12 protein-coding genes are annotated in these 16,040 nt (G+C 63.0%); 6 read left to right on the top strand and 6 right to left on the bottom strand.

Annotated elements, in window-relative coordinates; genetic code table 11:
• Nucleotides 1–91 precede the first annotated feature (91 nt).
• The 3 genes from ACW5W7_RS06060 to dinG form a co-directional block, all read right to left on the bottom strand.
• Nucleotides 92–988, bottom strand: a complete 897-nt coding sequence (locus ACW5W7_RS06060; protein ID WP_456501107.1) for a histone deacetylase family protein — start codon at nt 986–988, stop codon at nt 92–94.
• A gap of 79 nt (nt 989–1,067) precedes the next feature.
• Nucleotides 1,068–1,727: a YccT family protein gene (locus ACW5W7_RS06055; protein ID WP_349918435.1), complete on the bottom strand. Its 660-nt coding sequence runs from the start codon at nt 1,725–1,727 to the stop codon at nt 1,068–1,070.
• A 156-nt stretch (nt 1,728–1,883) separates the two neighbouring features.
• On the bottom strand, nt 1,884–3,956 hold the full coding sequence (dinG, locus tag ACW5W7_RS06050; protein ID WP_456501106.1) for an ATP-dependent DNA helicase DinG: 2,073 nt from the start codon (nt 3,954–3,956) through the stop codon (nt 1,884–1,886).
• Nucleotides 3,957–4,341: 385 nt separating this feature from the next.
• On the opposite strand from dinG, the gene ACW5W7_RS06045 reads away from it, so the two are divergent.
• The 3 genes from ACW5W7_RS06045 to ACW5W7_RS06035 all read left to right on the top strand — a co-directional run bounded on the left by ACW5W7_RS06045 (nt 4,342) and on the right by ACW5W7_RS06035 (nt 7,967).
• Nucleotides 4,342–5,463 (top strand): porin, encoded by a 1,122-nt coding sequence (locus ACW5W7_RS06045; protein WP_456501105.1) that lies wholly within the window; start codon nt 4,342–4,344, stop codon nt 5,461–5,463.
• A gap of 200 nt (nt 5,464–5,663) precedes the next feature.
• Nucleotides 5,664–6,638 (top strand): hypothetical protein, encoded by a 975-nt coding sequence (locus ACW5W7_RS06040; protein ID WP_456501104.1) that lies wholly within the window; start codon nt 5,664–5,666, stop codon nt 6,636–6,638.
• A 138-nt stretch (nt 6,639–6,776) separates the two neighbouring features.
• Nucleotides 6,777–7,967, top strand: a complete 1,191-nt coding sequence (locus ACW5W7_RS06035) for an amino acid aminotransferase (RefSeq protein WP_456501103.1) — start codon at nt 6,777–6,779, stop codon at nt 7,965–7,967.
• A gap of 91 nt (nt 7,968–8,058) precedes the next feature.
• On the opposite strand, the gene ACW5W7_RS06030 is transcribed toward ACW5W7_RS06035, so the two are convergent.
• From ACW5W7_RS06030 to ACW5W7_RS06020, 3 genes are all read right to left on the bottom strand, one after another.
• On the bottom strand, nt 8,059–9,585 hold the full coding sequence (locus tag ACW5W7_RS06030; RefSeq protein ID WP_456501102.1) for a helicase HerA-like domain-containing protein: 1,527 nt from the start codon (nt 9,583–9,585) through the stop codon (nt 8,059–8,061).
• A gap of 133 nt (nt 9,586–9,718) precedes the next feature.
• Entirely contained in the window at nt 9,719–10,225 is a 507-nt protein-coding gene (locus tag ACW5W7_RS06025; protein WP_456501101.1) for a DUF2062 domain-containing protein, read from the bottom strand.
• Nucleotides 10,219–10,737: a DUF2062 domain-containing protein gene (locus tag ACW5W7_RS06020; RefSeq protein WP_349918426.1), complete on the bottom strand. Its 519-nt coding sequence runs from the start codon at nt 10,735–10,737 to the stop codon at nt 10,219–10,221. The genes ACW5W7_RS06025 and ACW5W7_RS06020 overlap by 7 nt, the downstream gene beginning before the upstream one ends.
• Nucleotides 10,738–10,765: 28 nt before the next feature.
• Here ACW5W7_RS06020 and ACW5W7_RS06015 point away from each other — a divergent pair, with 28 nt between their 5' ends.
• The 3 genes from ACW5W7_RS06015 to lpxK all read left to right on the top strand — a co-directional run bounded on the left by ACW5W7_RS06015 (nt 10,766) and on the right by lpxK (nt 15,880).
• Complete coding sequence (locus ACW5W7_RS06015; protein ID WP_456501100.1) at nt 10,766–12,991, top strand: DNA internalization-related competence protein ComEC/Rec2; 2,226 nt, start codon at nt 10,766–10,768, stop codon at nt 12,989–12,991.
• Between the two features lie 112 nt (nt 12,992–13,103).
• The gene (gene msbA / locus ACW5W7_RS06010) at nt 13,104–14,879 is read left to right on the top strand and encodes a lipid A ABC transporter ATP-binding protein/permease MsbA (RefSeq protein ID WP_349918423.1); all 1,776 of its coding nucleotides are present in this window, start codon (nt 13,104–13,106) and stop codon (nt 14,877–14,879) included.
• On the top strand, nt 14,879–15,880 hold the full coding sequence (gene lpxK, locus ACW5W7_RS06005) for a tetraacyldisaccharide 4'-kinase (RefSeq protein ID WP_456501099.1): 1,002 nt from the start codon (nt 14,879–14,881) through the stop codon (nt 15,878–15,880). Before msbA ends, lpxK begins: the two co-directional genes overlap by 1 nt.
• The last annotated feature ends 160 nt before the right edge of the window (nt 15,881–16,040 follow it).

Here is a 16,040-nt window from a genome sequence, read left to right as displayed (position 1 = left end):
CCACGCGGGGGGTCTTGGTTCGCCGTATGTGTTGTTATTAAAAAACATAGCCGGCGCCCCGGGGGCCGCCTCTTCGTTTGGGGTGAGCGGGCTAGCCGAAGCGGCGCCGCGCCTCCTCAAACAGGGAGAGATGCAGGGGGATCAGGGCCTGCCAGTCACGCCGGTAGCCACCTCCCGGCACGGCGGCGATGGCCAGCCCATGTTGCCGCGCGCAGTCAAAGACCATGGCGTCCCGCTGGCGCACCCCTGCATCGCTCAGGGAGAGAAACCCCAGCTCGTCGGCATGGTGCACATCCACCCCGGCCTGATAGAGGATGAGATCCGGCTGATAGAGGCGCAGCGCCAGGGCGAGGGCCTGCTCCAGGGTGGTGAGATAGGCATCATCCCCCATGGCCTCTGGCAGCGGGAAATCCAGATGGGAAGCGGGCTTGTTGAAGGGGAAGTTGCGCTCCCCATGGAGGGAGAGGGTGATGATCTCCCGGCTTTCCGTGCACAGGGCCGCACTGCCATCCCCCTGATGGACATCGAGATCCACGATCAGCACCTGCTCGCAGCGCCCCTCGTCGAGACAGGTCTGGGCCGCGATCACCAGATCGTTGAACAGGCAAAAACCGCTACCATGGTCCCGGTGGGCATGGTGGTAGCCACCGGAGATCTGCAGGCCGCACCCTTCGGCCAGGGCATGGCGGCTGGCGGCAATGGTTGCCCCGACCGAGTGCAGGGTACGCTCGATGAGCAGGGGAGACCAGGGAAAGCCGAGCCGGCGGATGGCGTCCCGGCTCAGGGCCCCGGTGAGGGCGGCCTCCACATAGTGCTCGTCATGAACACGGGTGAGCTGCTCCCGGCTGGCGGGGGCCGTCAGTGCCAGGGGATAACCCCGGGCCGACAGGGTTTGGTGCAGCGCCTGGTACTTGGCGAGGGGAAAGCGGTGGCGTGCCGGCAGGTCGAGGGCGGAATAGCTGTCGTGATGGAAGATGCGAAGCGTCATGAAGCGGCCAGCCCAAGGTCTGAGAAGGGCGTGAAAAAGGGGAGCATGGCTCCCCTTTGGCATCGATATGGCGTGGCCATTACTGTTGCTGGATCACCCAGATCTGGAAGGCCTTGCGGGTCTCGGCATCGGCCTTGTTGTACCAGCTCTGCAGCTGGGTCAGGGCTTCCGGGTTGCTCATGGCCTTGCTCGGCGCCACTTCGACCGGCGCGCTGGCGGCAGCCATCACGGCGGCGGTGGAGACGGCAACGGTTTTGGGCTGATTGAATGCCTTGCCCATCTTGATGAGCTCTTGCTGGTAGTCACGGGTCAGCTGGAAGCCACCCACGGTCGGCATGATGAATTGCTCGGTCTTCAGAGCCTGGCCGGTGGCTTTGTCTTTCAGGACCACGTTCTGATCCTTGATGAAACGACGAGCTTCCTCTTCCTTGCGGGGTTTCTTGAAGTCGAGGAACAGCTGCTGGTTGTCGGCGGCGTTGAAGTTGATCACCAGGGGCTCGGCGGTCACCAGCTTGGTTTCGCTGCGGCTGGAGTAGTTGCCTTCGAAGGCGACGACGACCTGGTGCCGGCCAGGCTCGATGGAGAAGACGGTGGCTTTGTCGAGCAGTTGCGGGTTGACGGGTTCACCGTCGAGCAGCTGGATGACGTAGGGATTGTTTATTTCCAGTTGGCTAGCGGCCAGGGCGCTACCTGCCCACAACAGACCAGCCAGGGCCGGTACCAGAACAGTCAGTTTCATTTCATCTCCTTGAACAGTCAGGCGAGTGCCCACTGAAAAATAGGGGCTCATTTTTACAGGTTTGCCGCACAGCGGCAATAGGTGTTTAGGGCGTCTCTGACCGGGTTTGCAGCGTATTTTCTCGCAGGAGAAGGGGCGGGCAGTCGATCCTGTGGCCTACTCCACCCGCCGGGTGAAGGGCGGCAGGGCATCCAGCAGCCCCTTGCCGTAACGCTTGGTCAGCAGGCGCCGGTCGAGAATGGTGACCCGCCCCCTGTCGGCCTCCTTGCGAATGAGGCGACCGCAGGCCTGGATGAGTTTGCGGGACGCCTCCGGCACCGTCAGCTGCAGGAAGGGATTGCCGCCGCGCTGCTCAATCCACTCGGCGGTAGCCTCTTCCACCGGAGAGTTGGGCACCGCGAAGGGGAGCTTGGTGATCACCAGGTTGGTGAGGTAGTGGCCGGGCAGGTCCAGCCCCTCGGAGAAACTGCCGGTGCCAAACAAGATACTGGCCTGGCCGCCGTCGCACTTCTGTTTGTGCAGGGTCAAGAGGGCGCTGCGAGATGCCTCCCCCTGTACCAGCAGGGAGAGCCCCTTGGCCCGCACTCCCGCCGCCACTTCGTTCATCTGCCGGTAGGAGGAGAAGAGCACCAGGCTCGCCTCCTTGCCCGCCACCAGGCGGGGCAGGGTCTCTATCAGTTCCTGGGTGAAGGCCGGGGCGCTGGGCTCATGGACCATCTTGGGCAGATAGAGCTCCGCCTTGTGGTAGTCGAAGGGGGAACGCAATCGCAGATAGCGGGTGCCATCGTGCTCCTTGAGCCCCACCTGATGGCGGAAGTAACTGAAGGAGGAGAGGGCGGTGAGGGTGGCCGACACCAGCACGGCGCCAAGGCATTTTGACCAGAGCCACTCCTCCAGCAGATAGCCCACCTCGATGGGGGAGGCGTGCAGCCAGATATCGCCATCCTCCCCCTTGGCCATCCAGCGGGCCAGCGGCGTCTTGCCGGTGGGCACATGGCGACTCAGCATCTCCCACAGGGCGCAGAAGCTCTCGAGTCGTTGCAGGTGAAAACCGCTCTCCGCCAGCAGGGGCTCGGCCTCCTTGCGGCGGATCTCCCCATCCTTGAGGGCCTCGCCGATGGCCCCCTGCATCCTGTCCAGCGCCCGCAGCGCCTTCTTGCTCGCCTCTTTCAGATTCTCCGCCAGCATGGGCAGGGGATCCGGCAGCACCCCGTCGGCGAAGCGATGGTGCTGCTCCCCCCCAAACAGGTGATCGTTGCCGGCGAGCCACTGCTCCAGCGCCTTGAGATCCGGCTGCAGGGAGGCCAGCGCATCCTGCAACTTGAGCTGAGGGTCCAGCAGGCTCTCCTTGTTCAGCGCCCGGGCCAGCTTGCCGGCACTTTGCACCAGCTTCTCCAGCCAGCGGCGCGAACCCTTGACGCTGGCGGAAGCTGCCCCGTGATCCCGGGCGATGGTCGGCAGGTGATGGGCTTCGTCCAGCACATAGATGCACTCATCCGGCGGCGGCAGAATGATGCCGCCCCCCATGGTGAGATCCGAGAGCAGCAGGGCGTGGTTGACCACCAGTACGTCGGCGGCATCCATGTCGTTGCGGGCACGGTGGAAGGGGCAGTGCTGGTGATGGCTCAGGGCCTTGTTGCAGCTGTGGCGGTCGGCGGCAATCCGATCCCAGCAGAGATCCGGGATGGGTTTGGGCCAGTTGTCCCGATCGCCGTCCCATTTGCCCTCGGTATAGGCCTGCCACAGCGCCTGATAGCGCTCTTTGTCGGCATCGGAAGGCTTGTGTTTGCTCAAAGCCCCGAAATCGAGCTCGAAGTTGGCCATCTCGCCGCCGCTCGCCGCCTGCTCCAGCAAGTGTTCGCAGCAGTAACGCTGGCGTCCCTTGACCAGCATGAAGCGAAACGGCAACTCGCTGTGCTTGTGGTAGAAGGGCAAGTCCTTGTGGATGAGCTGCTCTTGCAGGGCGACGGTGGCGGTAGAGATCACCAGCTTCTTCTGGGTGAGGCGTGCCACCGGGATGGCGCCCTGGGCGTAGGAGAGGGATTTGCCGATACCGGTGCCCGCCTCGGCTACCAGGATCCGGCGGGCCCTGTCGTATTCACCGGTCAGGGTCTTGGCTATCTCGGCCACCAGAAAGTTCTGCTCTTTACGGGGCACAAAGCCGGGTAAACCATCGGCAATCTGTCGATAAGTATTGCGAATGGTGGCTTTGAGGCGGGTCGATAGCATAAATGAAGTCTGGCCGATGCGGGGGAGGTGCAGACAGGATACCCGCAACAAGGCGGTGGGGTCGAGGCAGGGAGTGACAGGGGAAGGGATCCCAAGCGCCGCATTTATAGTATGAGGACTCAAATCGGTGCAATAAACCACCAGGCCGGGTTATTAATGCAGCGATAATCGCTGTAAACGTTTTCCCTTTCAGGGGTTGTCAATGTGAGAGTCAGCTCACAAAATTTTTGCTTTGACTAAGCATTTCGCAAAAAGTTCCAAGTTTTTTCGTTGCGGATAGGAAAACCCGGTGATAGTCTCGGCGGCATAGTGATGCAAAGAACATCGCTAACACAGGGAATAACAAGGACTTAGTGTTTAATTACAGTAGGCATTGGAAACAACTATGAAAAAGACAATTCTGGCTATCGCAATCCCGGCTCTGTTCGCTTCTGCCGCTAACGCCGCAGTCGTTTATGACAAAGACGGTGTAACTTTTGATATCTACGGCCGTGTTCAGGCAAACTACTACGCTGACCATAATCAATCCGTTGGTGCAACTGACGGCTCTTGGGGCTTCAGTGATAGTGGTACCCCGGAGTTTACTCCTGGTACTCCTGCCCACTATTCTGATGTTGATGGTGAGATCGTTGGTTCTTCCCGTCTGGGCTGGTCCGGAAAAGTTGCGCTGAACAACACCTGGTCCGGTATCGCCAAGACCGAGTGGCAAGTTTCTGCTGAAAACTCCGACAACAAGTTCAACTCCCGTCACATCTATGTTGGCTTGGATGGTTCCCAGTACGGCCGAATCATCTTCGGCCAGACCGACACCGCGTTCTACGACGTGCTGGAGCCGACCGATATCTTCAACGAATGGGGTGACGTAGGTAACTTCTACGACGGCCGTCAAGAAGGTCAGGTTATCTACTCCAACAGCTTCGGCGGTTTCAGCGGCAAGCTCTCCTACCAGACCAACGATGACGTAGCCGTCAAGGTTACCGACATCGGCCAAGGCATCAAAGAAAATGCCGTATATGGCAAGAATGTGAAACGTAACTACGGCTACGCTGCCGCTGCTGGTTACGATTTCGACTTCGGTCTGGGCTTCGACGCCGGTTACGCTTACTCCGACCTGGAAAGCACCACCACTTCCGCTTCTGGCGACAAGAAAGAGTGGGCCCTGGGCGCACACTACGCCATCAACGGTTTCTACTTCGCCGGTGTCTACACCCAGGGTGACCTGAGCTATGACAACGCTGCAGGCGGCAACAAGGACAAGGGCCGTGGCTACGAGCTGGCTGCTTCCTACAACGTTGATGCCTGGACCTTCCTGGCCGGTTACAACTTCAAGGAAGGCAAGGTTGCCTCCAACTCCGCCAATGCTTCTTATGAAGATATGGTTGATGAGACCCTGCTGGGCGTGCAGTACAACTTCACTTCCAAGCTGAAAGCCTACACCGAGTACAAGATCCAGGGTATCGACAACCTGGATGACGAGTTCACTGTTGCTCTGCAATACAACTTCTAATTCAGTCTTGAGACTGAGTTAATGAGTAAACGGCCAAGCCTCGCTTGGCCGTTTTATTTTTTGGATCTCTTTCTGCGACCTCTCCCCACTCATTCCCGCGCAGCATCACGTTGCCACGCTTTTTCCCTTGGCTCTCTCTGGTAGGATCGCTAGATTATTCAACTCGTTGAAGGAAAGTTGACCGACAGGGAAGCACAGGCTTGATCGATTTCACCCACCCCGAGTGGCGGGCGCTGGCGCAGCAGTTGCTGGCCGATGCTGCCCCGGTGTTGCGTGCGCGCCAATGGCAGCCGCTCATCGGCATGCTCAGAGACAATCAGCTGTTGCTGGCCCTTGGCAATCATCGCTATGAGCTGACGCCGGCGGGCCGCCGCTATCTGACCCGTGAGCTGACCCTGGCCGAGATGGCCTGCGCCCCGCCCGAGCCGGAGGAGTGGCTGCATGGGCAGGGTTGGTTGCTGGGGGATCGGGTCAACGAGCGGGTACTGGCGGCGCTCTATCGCAAAGGGCAGGGCAGCTTCAGCCCCGTCGAGCAGATCAACTTCGAAGACAAGGGAATTGGGCTGTGCCGGGATCAATCCCTGCGGCTGCGGGCCGCGCATCCGTTCAGCCTGTTTTTCAGCGGGGGGCGCCTGCTGGATGCGGGGCCCTGGCTGGAGAGTCTCGGCGAGGTGGCGCTGCCCGTTCGCACCCTGGGGGGCCTTGGCAAGATCCTGTGGGGGGAGGGGCATATGCAGCGAGTGATCAGCACCGATTCTCTCGGCGCCTTCGCGGAGCTGGCATTGCCCGAGGATGCCCTGCTGGTCTGGCTGCCCCCCGATGAACCCGGTGCCCTGCGGTCCCTGATTGCCGCGCTGCCGCCTCAGGTGATCTGGAGTCACCTGGGGGCGCTGGAGCCCGCAGCCATCGATCGGGTACTGATGCTGGCCGAGCGGCTCGGGCGGCCGGCGAACTGGTGGCTGCCACGGGCCTTGGCCCCCATCAAGGAGGCCTATGCCGCGCCCCTGGTGGATTCCCGCCCCTGGGAACCGAGCCGGATCCCGCGGCCACTGGTGGCACTTTGTAGCGATTTGATCGAGTCAAACAGCGGTTTGTCCGCCGAAGTCTGCGTCCTGGCGCATGAGTGGCATGCCGTCGGTGACCAGGGCAGTGGAAGCGGTCAAAGATGCCTGTGAAAAAGCGGTTTTCCCATATTGAGCAGGGTGGTATAAAGAGCTGACAATGCGCTCGCCTGCGGGCGCTTTTGTTTGCCACTTTTTTGTTTCAAAAACGCGCCTGCCACCCAACACATTCAATGGAATACAGGGACTACCATGTTTGAAAAGGTTGTTGCCGCCCCAGCGGATCCTATTCTGGGCCTGACCGAAGCCTTCCGTGCCGATACTCGTAGCCACAAGATCAATCTGGGGGTCGGTATCTACAAGGATGAGTCCGGTGCCACCCCCATACTGCACTGCGTCAAGAAGGCCGAACAAAAGCTGCTCGGTGACGAGAAGACCAAGAATTATCTCGGCATCGAGGGCAACCCCGAGTACGCCCGCATCGTGCAACAACTGCTGTTCGGGCAGGACTCCGCCCTGATCGCCAGCGGCCGCGCCAAGACGGCGCAGGCACCGGGTGGCACAGGGGCGCTGCGCATCGCCGCCGAGTTTGTGGTGCGCAACGGGCTCGCCAAGACCATCTGGATCTCCGATCCCACCTGGGCCAACCATGTCAGCGTGTTCCAGGCCGCCGGTCTCTCCGTGAAATGGTACAAGTACTACGATGCCGCCACCAAGGGCCTCGACTTCGCCGCCATGCAGGCCTCGCTGGCCGAAGCGCAGGCCGGCGATCTGGTGTTGCTGCACGGCTGCTGCCACAACCCGACCGGTATCGACCCGACCACCGAGCAGTGGCAGGCCCTGGCCAAGCAGAGCGCCGCCGCCGGTTGGCTGCCGCTGTTTGACTTCGCCTATCAAGGGTTTGCCCGTGGCATCGAAGAGGATGCGCAAGGGCTGCGGATCTTCGCCGCGTGCCACGATGAGCTGCTGGTGGCGAGCTCCTTCTCCAAGAACTTCGGCCTCTACAACGAGCGGGTCGGCGCCTTCACCCTGGTGAGTGTGAGCAAGGCTGTGGCCGATGTGGCCTTCACCCAGGTGAAGACCGTCATCCGTGCCAACTACTCCAACCCGCCGTCACATGGCGCCGCCGTGGTGACGGCCATCGTCAGCGATCCGGCGCTCTATGCCGAGTGGGTGGAAGAGGTGACCGCCATGCGCGTGCGGATCCGCGAGATGCGCGAGCTGCTGGTGGAGAAGCTCGCCGAGCGCGGTGTCGCCCAGGACTTTGGCTTCATCCGCGAGCAGAACGGCATGTTCTCCTTCTCTGGTCTCTCGAAAGATCAGGTGGAGCGCCTCAAGAGCGAGTTTGCCATCTATATCGTCGGTTCTGGCCGGATCAGCGTGGCCGGGATCACCCGTGCCAACATCGATCCCCTGTGTGATGCCATCGCCAAGGTGCTGTAAGGCGACTCGTTCTAAACCAAACGCCTGCCCGCCAGGGCGCACGAAAAGCCCGCCAATTCGGCGGGCTTTTTTATGCCGGGTTATCGTGGGGCTAGCGCCGCCCCTTGCCTCCCAGCAGGGATCCCAGCACGCCGCGGATCAGCTGACGTCCCACCTCGTTGCCGAGGGTGCGGGCCACGCTCTTGGCGGCGGTCTGCACCACCCCGTCGTGCTGGCCGCCACGGGGGCCGGCGCGGCCAAACAGCATGCCATTCAGGGCATCGAGCAGCCCCCCCTGCTCAGGCTGGCTCTTCGGGGTCGGGGAAGGGCTTGATTTCTCATCCCCGGCCGTTTTTTCCTCATTCTCATTGCCCTTGAGTCGCTCGAAGGCGGACTCCCTGTCCTCGCTCTGCTCATAGCTGCCGTGCAGCAATGAGCCCTGGACAAGAGTCTGACGCTCGGCCGCCGTCAGTGGCCCGATGCGGCTGGCGGGGGGGGCGATGAAGGCGCGCTCCACCACGCTGGGGCGTCCCTTCTCATCGAGCAGGGAGACGAGCGCCTCACCGACACCGAGCTCGGTGATGACCCCGGCGGCATCGAAGGCGGGGTTGGCCCGCAGGGTGTTGGCGGCAATGCGCACCGCCTTCTGATCGCTCGGGGTGAAGGCGCGCAGGGCGTGCTGGACGCGGTTGCCGAGCTGCCCCAGCACCGAGTCCGGGATGTCGGCCGGGCTCTGGGTGACGAAATAGACGCCGACCCCTTTGGAACGGATGAGACGCACCACCAGCTCTATTTTCTCGAGCAATGCCTTGGGCGCGTCGTTGAACAGGAGGTGCGCCTCGTCGAAGAAGAACACTAGTGTAGGGCGTTCGGGATCCCCCACCTCGGGCAACTGTTCGAACAGCTCGGAGAGCAGCCAGAGCAGAAAACAAGCATAGAGCCGGCTGGACTGGGTCAGTCTGGCGGCGGCCAGCACATTGATGTGCCCCTTGCCGGCGCCGTCGGTTTGCAGCAGATCCTGTATATCCAGCATGGGCTCGCCGAAGAAGTGATCCCCCCCGGCGCTCTCCAGGGTGAGCAGGTTGCGCAGGATGGCCCCGACGGAGGCGGTAGAGACATTGCCATAACGGGTGGTGAGGAACTTGGCGTTCTCCCCGACAAACTGCACCATGGCCCGCAAGTCTTTCAGGTCGAGCAGCAGCAGCCCCTCGTCGTCCGCCACCTTGAACACCAGTTCCAGCACCCCGCTCTGGGTGTCGTTCAGCCCGAGCAGTCGGGCCAGCAGCAGGGGGCCCATGTCGGAGACGGTGGCCCGCACCGGGTGACCCTGCTCGGCAAAAAGATCCCAGAAGATGGCCGGGCTGGCGGCAAATTCAGGAGCAGGGATGCCGAGCTGCGCCAGGCGGGCATCGAACTTGGTGGAGGGGGCACCTGGGGCACCCAGTCCGGCGAGATCCCCTTTGACGTCCGCCAGGAATACCGGTACCCCGATGCGGGAGAAGCCTTCCGCCATCACCTGCAAGGTGACGGTTTTGCCGGTCCCGGTGGCGCCGGTGATGAGGCCGTGACGGTTGGCCAGTGCGGGCAGCAGGGTGATGGGCTGGCCATTGGCGTAGGCGAGGGTCAGTGGTTCGGCCATGGAGGGCTCCTTATCGCAGTCGACCAAAGAGGAAACAGGCTGATAGGAGTGTGGTGGCAGAGCCAGATGATGGCAAGGGACACCCTCGCGCTGGCCTCCCGTATGTCATTCATTCGCCTCGAAAGTTATGCGGTCAGGGGCGCCGGGGTTGACCCTTGCCGAGGCGAGCCAGTTGCAGCAGCAACAAGGTGAGCAGGGCCCCGGTGGCGGCCGTGATCAGCGCGAGCAGCAGGCTGCCGAGCAGGAAGGGGGGCACCAGGGTGGCCGCCTCGTGTTCCAGCCAGTGCAAAGACCAGATGAGGTGGAAGGGGTCGGGGGGCTGCCCCAACATCAGACAGCCGGTGCGATAGGCCCACAGGTACATGAAGGGCAGGGTCAGGGGGTTGTTGAACCAGACCGCCAGCAGGGCCAGCGGCAGGTTGAAACTGAAGACGAGGGCCAGGGCCACCGCGACCAGGGAGTGCATGGGCATGGGCACCCAGCTTGCGAAGATGCCGGAGGCGATGGCGCCGCAGAGGGCGCGGCGCCCACCCTGCCACAGGGCCGGAGCGAGCAGCCGCTCGCCGAACAGGGCAAACCATTTCTGTTGGCGCAGGGTTTCGGGATCCAGCTTCAGGCGGGCGATCCACTGCTTCAGCATGCCCGTGCCACCTTGCGTTTCTGCCATTGACGCACCGTGTTGATGCGCCAGAAGGTGCGGATCAGGGCATAGCCGAGCAGGGAGCTCAGCAGGGCGAGCACCAGGGAGCCCAGCAACAGGGGCGGAGCCAGGGTTTCGAATACCGAGACCAGCCAGGCCCAGGTGAACTCTATCTCGATATGTTGATGGGGCTGGCCCAGCAGCTGGCATCCCACCAGATAGGCACCGTAGAACAGCGGCGGCATGGTGAAGGGGTTGGAGAGCCAGACCAGGGCGACGGAGAGGGGCAGGTTGACCCGGCAGGCGATGGCGCCGCCGGCGGCCAGCAGCATCTGGCAGGGGAGCGGGATCCAGGCCATGAAGAGGCCCACCGCGAAGGCACCGGCGGCGGAGCGCCGGTTGAGGTGCCAGAGGTTGGCATCGAGCAGCAGCTTGCCAAACAGGCGTAAATGCTTGTGCTCCTTGAGCTTCTCCTGATCGGGCAGCCAGCGTTTGATGAGTCGTTTGGGCATGTTTGAAACCTTGCTAAATACTTGCTCAATGGATCTGCGTCTGTTGTCGTTTGCCCTGGGGGCAAGCTCCTCACTGCTCTGGCCCTGGCTCCCCTCGATGGCATGGGGGGCCGTGCTGCTGATGCTCGCTCTCTGGCTGGCCCATGGCCGTCATTGGCCCTGGCTGTTCCTGCTGCTCGGCATGCTCTGGATGCAGGTCAGTCTGCAATATCGGCTGGCCTGGCTTGGGAGTCTGGAGGAGCAGACTGCCCACATGATAACCGCAGAGGTGCAAAGTACGGAGTCCTCCGGAGGGAAAGAGGGGGATAAATTTGCTCGCCTGCTGCTGCGTCTCGGCACCCTGGATGAGAAAACCATCCGTCCTTCGCCCCTGATCCGCGTCAACGCCTACCAGGGGTTGCCCCCTCTGCCCGCCGGCAGTCAGATTACCCTGGTGAGCACGCTCAAGCCGGCCCATGGGCTCGCCAACGAGGCGGGCATGGACGGGCGACGACTGCTGCTGGGCAAGGGGATCACCGCCACCGGCAACCTGCGCCGGGTGGTGGCGCTGGCGGCTGTCGCCCCCGGCTGGCGTGAACGCTGGCTGGCCGAGGCTCGTCTCGCCTGGGCTGGACTGTCTCAGGCACCGTTGCTGGCGGCGCTGACCTTTGGCGAGCAGGGCGGGATCTCGGATGCCCAGTGGGATCTGTTTCGTGGCAGCGGCCTGACTCATATCATCGCCATCTCGGGCCAGCACATCGCCCTGGTGGCGGTGCTCGGTTGGTGGCTCGGGCGGCTGTTCGGCTTGCGCTCCGCCATTGTTGTGTCGCTGCTGTTTGCCGCTGTCTACAGCGCCCTGGCAGGATTTGCGGTGGCCACCGAGCGGGCCCTCATCATGGTGGCGGTCTGGAGCCTGCTGCGTTGGCGACGGCGAGACTGGCCGAGTCATCGCATCTGGTTGTGGGCCTTCGTCGTGCTCACGCTCTGGGATCCCTTCGCCCTCTACTCGGCGGGTTTCTGGCTCTCCTTCCTCGCGGTGGCGCTCCTGCTGCTGGCGAGCCATCTCATGGCCAGACCTGGCCTGATGCGTCTGCAAGTTCTGCTGCTAGTCGGTCTGCTGCCCTTGCAACTGCTGCTGTTCGAGGGGATGGCGCCCCTGGCGCTGCTGTTCAATCTGCTGGCTCTGCCGCTGTTTTGCCTCGGCATCATCCCGCTGGCACTCATCGGCGTGCTGGTGGTGCCCATTTCCACCACGCTCGCCCACGGTCTGTTCTGGCTCTCGGCATGCGGACTGGAGTGGGTGCTCTGGGGCGTGAACCTGCTGGCGAGCCATCTTCAGCTCTGGTGGCCGGTGCCGGGCTGGCTGATGCCGGCGAGTCTGCTGCTCATCCTGTTGTGGGCTGGCTGGCGTTTGCCTGGGGGGCGCTACCTGGCGCTGCCGGTGGGCACGGCCCTGCTGCTGGCAGCATGGCCTGCGCCCAGCCCCTGGCAACTGCGGGTGTTGGACGTGGGACAGGGGCTTGCCGTGCTCATCAGTCGGGGGGAGAGGGGCATCCTCTACGATACCGGCGATCGCTACCCCGGCGGCTACAACATGGCCGATGCCGCCATCCTGCCTGTGCTGAACCGGCTCGGCATCCGGGTGCTGGATGCCCTCATCATCAGCCACAAGGACAAGGATCACGCGGGCAATCGCCTCGCCGTGCTGCAGGCGTTGCCGGTGCGTCGGGAGATCTCCTCCTTTGCTTTCAGCCCAGACACCCAGCTGTGCCAGCGTGGTCAGCGCTGGCGCTGGCAGGGGCTCGAGTTTGCGGTGCTCTGGCCTGTGCGGCCGGGGGCGGGGCACAACAACGATGGCTGTGTGGTGCAGATAAGCGACGGCCCTCGCCGCATGCTGCTCAGTGCCGATATCGAGAAGGAAGCGGAGCGTCGCCTGCTGGTATTGGAAAACGCTGAGGGGCATGCAGGGAGGCTTGCCAGCACCTTGCTGATCAGCCCGCACCACGGCAGCCGCACCTCCTCGACACCGGGCTTCGTGGCGGCGGTCAGCCCGGCCTTCGTCGTTCATAGCGCGGGTTTCATGAATCAGTGGCAATTTCCCAGGCCCGAAGTGGTGGCCAGATACGCGGGGGCGCATCAATGGGTGACGGGGCAGGATGGTGCCATCCTGGTCGAAGCCGAGGGGGCGGGGCTCAAGATCCGGGCCGAGCGGGACGAGGGGCCATGGTATCGGCGAAACGGCGACTGGTGGCGGCCCAGACTCTGGGGTTGGTAGGGCATGCCTTCGCCATTTTCCATGTCGTCAGCGCGCGGCGTGATGGCGGTGCTTGGTGTAAGCCTGCGCTTTGGCTAGAATAGCCCGTCATTTCCTTCAATTACGGCTATTCATGCAACAAGAAACCTCACAAGAGAGCTGGCCCGTCTTCAAGCGCCTGCTCGGTTATGTCCGGGATCGCAAACTGGGACTGGTTGGCGGCATCATCGGCATGCTGGGCTATGCAGCCGTGGATACCACCTTCGTCTATTCCATCAAGCCGCTCATCGATCAGGGGCTCAACGGCAACGACAGCAGCGTGCTCAAGTGGATGCCCTTCTTCGTGCTGGGTATCGTCGCCTTGCGCGGCTGCGCCGCCTTCCTCTCCAACTACTGCATGGCCTGGGTCGGCAACCATGTGGTGATGCGGCTGCAACAGCAGGTGTTCAGCCACCTGATGGCCATGCCCATGAGTTTCTTCGACCGCCAGAATACCGGCAACCTGCTCTCCAAGGTGACCTATGACGCCGGCCAGGTCTCCTCCGCCGCGAGCTCGACCCTGGTCTCCCTGGTGCGGGAAGGGGCCACCGTCATCGGCCTGCTGGGCCTGATGTTCTACCACTCCTGGCAACTGTCGGTGATCTTCCTGGTGGTGGGCCCGGTAGTGGGCGTCCTCATCGGTCTCATCAGCCGTCGTTTTCGCAAGATCAGCCGCCAGATCCAGCAGGCGGTGGGGGATATCACCACCTCCACCGAGCAGATGCTCAAGGGTCACAAGGAGGTGCTGATGTTCGGTGGCCAGGAGGTGGAGGACAAGCGCTTCTTCTCCGTCAGCAACCGCATGCGCCAGCAGACCATGAAGATGGTGGCGGCGGATGCCATCGGCAGCCCCATCGTGCAGATGGTGGCCTCGGTGGCCCTGGCGGTCTTCCTCTATGTGGCGACCATCGACAGCGTCAAGGCGACCCTGACCGCGGGGACCTTCACCGTCATGGTCACCTCCATGATGATGCTGCTCAAGCCGCTGAAAAGCCTGACCGACGTGAACAACCAGTTCCAGCGCGGCATCACCGCCTGTCAGAGCCTGTTCGGCCTGCTCGACTCCACCCCGGAAGAAGACACCGGCACCCGCACCCTGGAGCGGGCCCGTGGTGAAATCGAGTTTCGCAATGTCACCTTCACCTACCCGACCAAGGAGACCCCGGCGCTGCACAATGTCAGCTTCAAGGTCGAGGCGGGCAAGTCCGTGGCCCTGGTGGGGCGTTCCGGCTCCGGCAAGAGCACCATCGCGAGCCTCCTGACCCGTTTCTACGACATCGAGCAGGGGGAGATCCTGCTGGACGGGGTCAACATCCGCGAATACAAGTTGAGCGAGCTGCGCAAGCAGTACGCCCTGGTCTCCCAGCACGTACACCTGTTCAACGACTCCGTGGCCAACAACATCGCCTACGCGGCGGAAGATCGCTACAGCCGGGAACAGATCCAGCACGCGGCCAGCATCGCCCACGCCGACGAGTTCGTGCGCAAGATGCCGGAAGGCTACGACACCGTCATCGGTGAGAACGGCGCCTCCCTGTCCGGCGGTCAACGCCAGCGCATCGCCATCGCCCGCGCCCTGCTGCGCGACGCCCCCGTGCTGCTGCTGGATGAAGCCACCTCGGCCCTGGATACCGAGTCCGAGCGTCACATCCAGGCGGCCATCGACGAGCTGTGCAAGGCGCGCACCTCCCTGGTCATCGCCCACCGCCTCTCCACCATCGAGAAGGCGGACGAGATCCTGGTGATCGACGAGGGTCACATCGTCGAACGCGGCAACCACAGCGAATTGATGAGCCAGCAGGGCACCTATGCCCAGCTGCGCGCCATCCAGTTCGGTGCCAGCCAGCCCGCCGCGAGCCAGCAGGCCTGATGCTGGAGCGGCTCTGGTACGAGAAGAGTGGCTGGCGCTGGGCGCTGGCCCCCTTCGCCCTCTTGTTCGCCCTCATCAGCGGCGTGCGCCGCTATGCCTATCGCCGCGGCTGGCTCAAAGCCTATCGCGCCAGTCTGCCGGTCATCGTCGTCGGCAATCTCTCGGTCGGTGGCAACGGCAAGACCCCGGTCGTGGTCTGGCTGGTGGAGCAGTTGCAGGCTCGCGGCTTCAAACCCGGGGTGGTGAGCCGCGGCTACGGCGGCAAGGCGCCCCATTATCCGTATCGACTGGATGAGAACAGCACCACGGCCGAAGCGGGGGATGAGCCCGTGCTCATCGCCAGGCGCTGTGGCTGCCCTGTGGTGGTGGCGCCCAAGCGCGCCGATGCGGTGCAGCGATTGGAGCCTGAGGTGGACATCATAATCACCGACGACGGCCTGCAGCACTACGCCCTGGCCCGGGATCTGGAACTGGTGGTGGTGGACGGCATGCGCCGCTTCGGCAATGGCTGCCTGCTGCCCATGGGGCCCCTGCGCGAGCCCATGACCCGCTTGCAGCGGGTGGATGCCATCATCTGCAATGGCGGCACCCCGGCGAGGGGGGAATACCCCATGCAACTGGTGGCGGATACGCCGCGCCGGGTGCGCGGCGACACGCCGGCCACCGAGCCTTTGCCGCGCGAAATCGATGCCCTGGCGGGAATAGGCCATCCTCCCCGTTTCTTCGCGACCCTCACCAGCCTTGGCTATGAACTCAAGCAGAGCGTCGGCTACGCGGATCACCAGGCGTTCGACCGCGCCGAGCTCTTGGCCCGCTTCGGCGAACGTCCCTTGCTGATGACGGAAAAGGACGCGGTCAAGTGCCGGGAGTTCGCGCCGGACCACTGGTGGTATCTGCCGGTGAGTGCCACGCTGCCGACCTCCTTGCTCGATGCCCTGCTGGCCTCCTTGGCCACGACCCGTGGGGATGTGGCAGCACCTCGTGCTAGTGTGAATAAATAAACATCGTATTTATGCTGCTGGTGCGAGATTTACCTTGGGTAATGACTGCCACAGCGGCCCAATCAGTTGAAAATATGGCGATGTCCGGCGTGAATACCAGGCCTGTGCCCGCAGGGGTACTCGTCATCGGCGCCGGACATGTCCACTGGATTGCCCGGCA

Source organism: Aeromonas intestinalis (genome assembly GCF_054052485.1).
This window is presented reverse-complemented; position numbering and strand designations above follow the sequence as displayed.

Bases quoted from the DNA above. Each gene is read 5' to 3' on its own strand.
- ACW5W7_RS06060 (WP_456501107.1), bottom strand. From the start codon at position 988: ATGACGCTTCGCATCTTCCATCACGACAGCTATTCCGCCCTCGACCTG.
- ACW5W7_RS06055 (WP_349918435.1), bottom strand. From the start codon at position 1,727: ATGAAACTGACTGTTCTGGTACCGGCCCTGGCTGGTCTGTTGTGGGCA.
- dinG (WP_456501106.1), bottom strand. From the start codon at position 3,956: ATGCTATCGACCCGCCTCAAAGCCACCATTCGCAATACTTATCGACAG.
- ACW5W7_RS06045 (WP_456501105.1), top strand. From the start codon at position 4,342: ATGAAAAAGACAATTCTGGCTATCGCAATCCCGGCTCTGTTCGCTTCT.
- ACW5W7_RS06035 (WP_456501103.1), top strand. From the start codon at position 6,777: ATGTTTGAAAAGGTTGTTGCCGCCCCAGCGGATCCTATTCTGGGCCTG.
- ACW5W7_RS06030 (WP_456501102.1), bottom strand. From the start codon at position 9,585: ATGGCCGAACCACTGACCCTCGCCTACGCCAATGGCCAGCCCATCACC.
- ACW5W7_RS06025 (WP_456501101.1), bottom strand. From the start codon at position 10,225: ATGCTGAAGCAGTGGATCGCCCGCCTGAAGCTGGATCCCGAAACCCTG.
- ACW5W7_RS06020 (WP_349918426.1), bottom strand. From the start codon at position 10,737: ATGCCCAAACGACTCATCAAACGCTGGCTGCCCGATCAGGAGAAGCTC.
- ACW5W7_RS06015 (WP_456501100.1), top strand. From the start codon at position 10,766: ATGGATCTGCGTCTGTTGTCGTTTGCCCTGGGGGCAAGCTCCTCACTG.
- msbA (WP_349918423.1), top strand. From the start codon at position 13,104: ATGCAACAAGAAACCTCACAAGAGAGCTGGCCCGTCTTCAAGCGCCTG.
- lpxK (WP_456501099.1), top strand. From the start codon at position 14,879: ATGCTGGAGCGGCTCTGGTACGAGAAGAGTGGCTGGCGCTGGGCGCTG.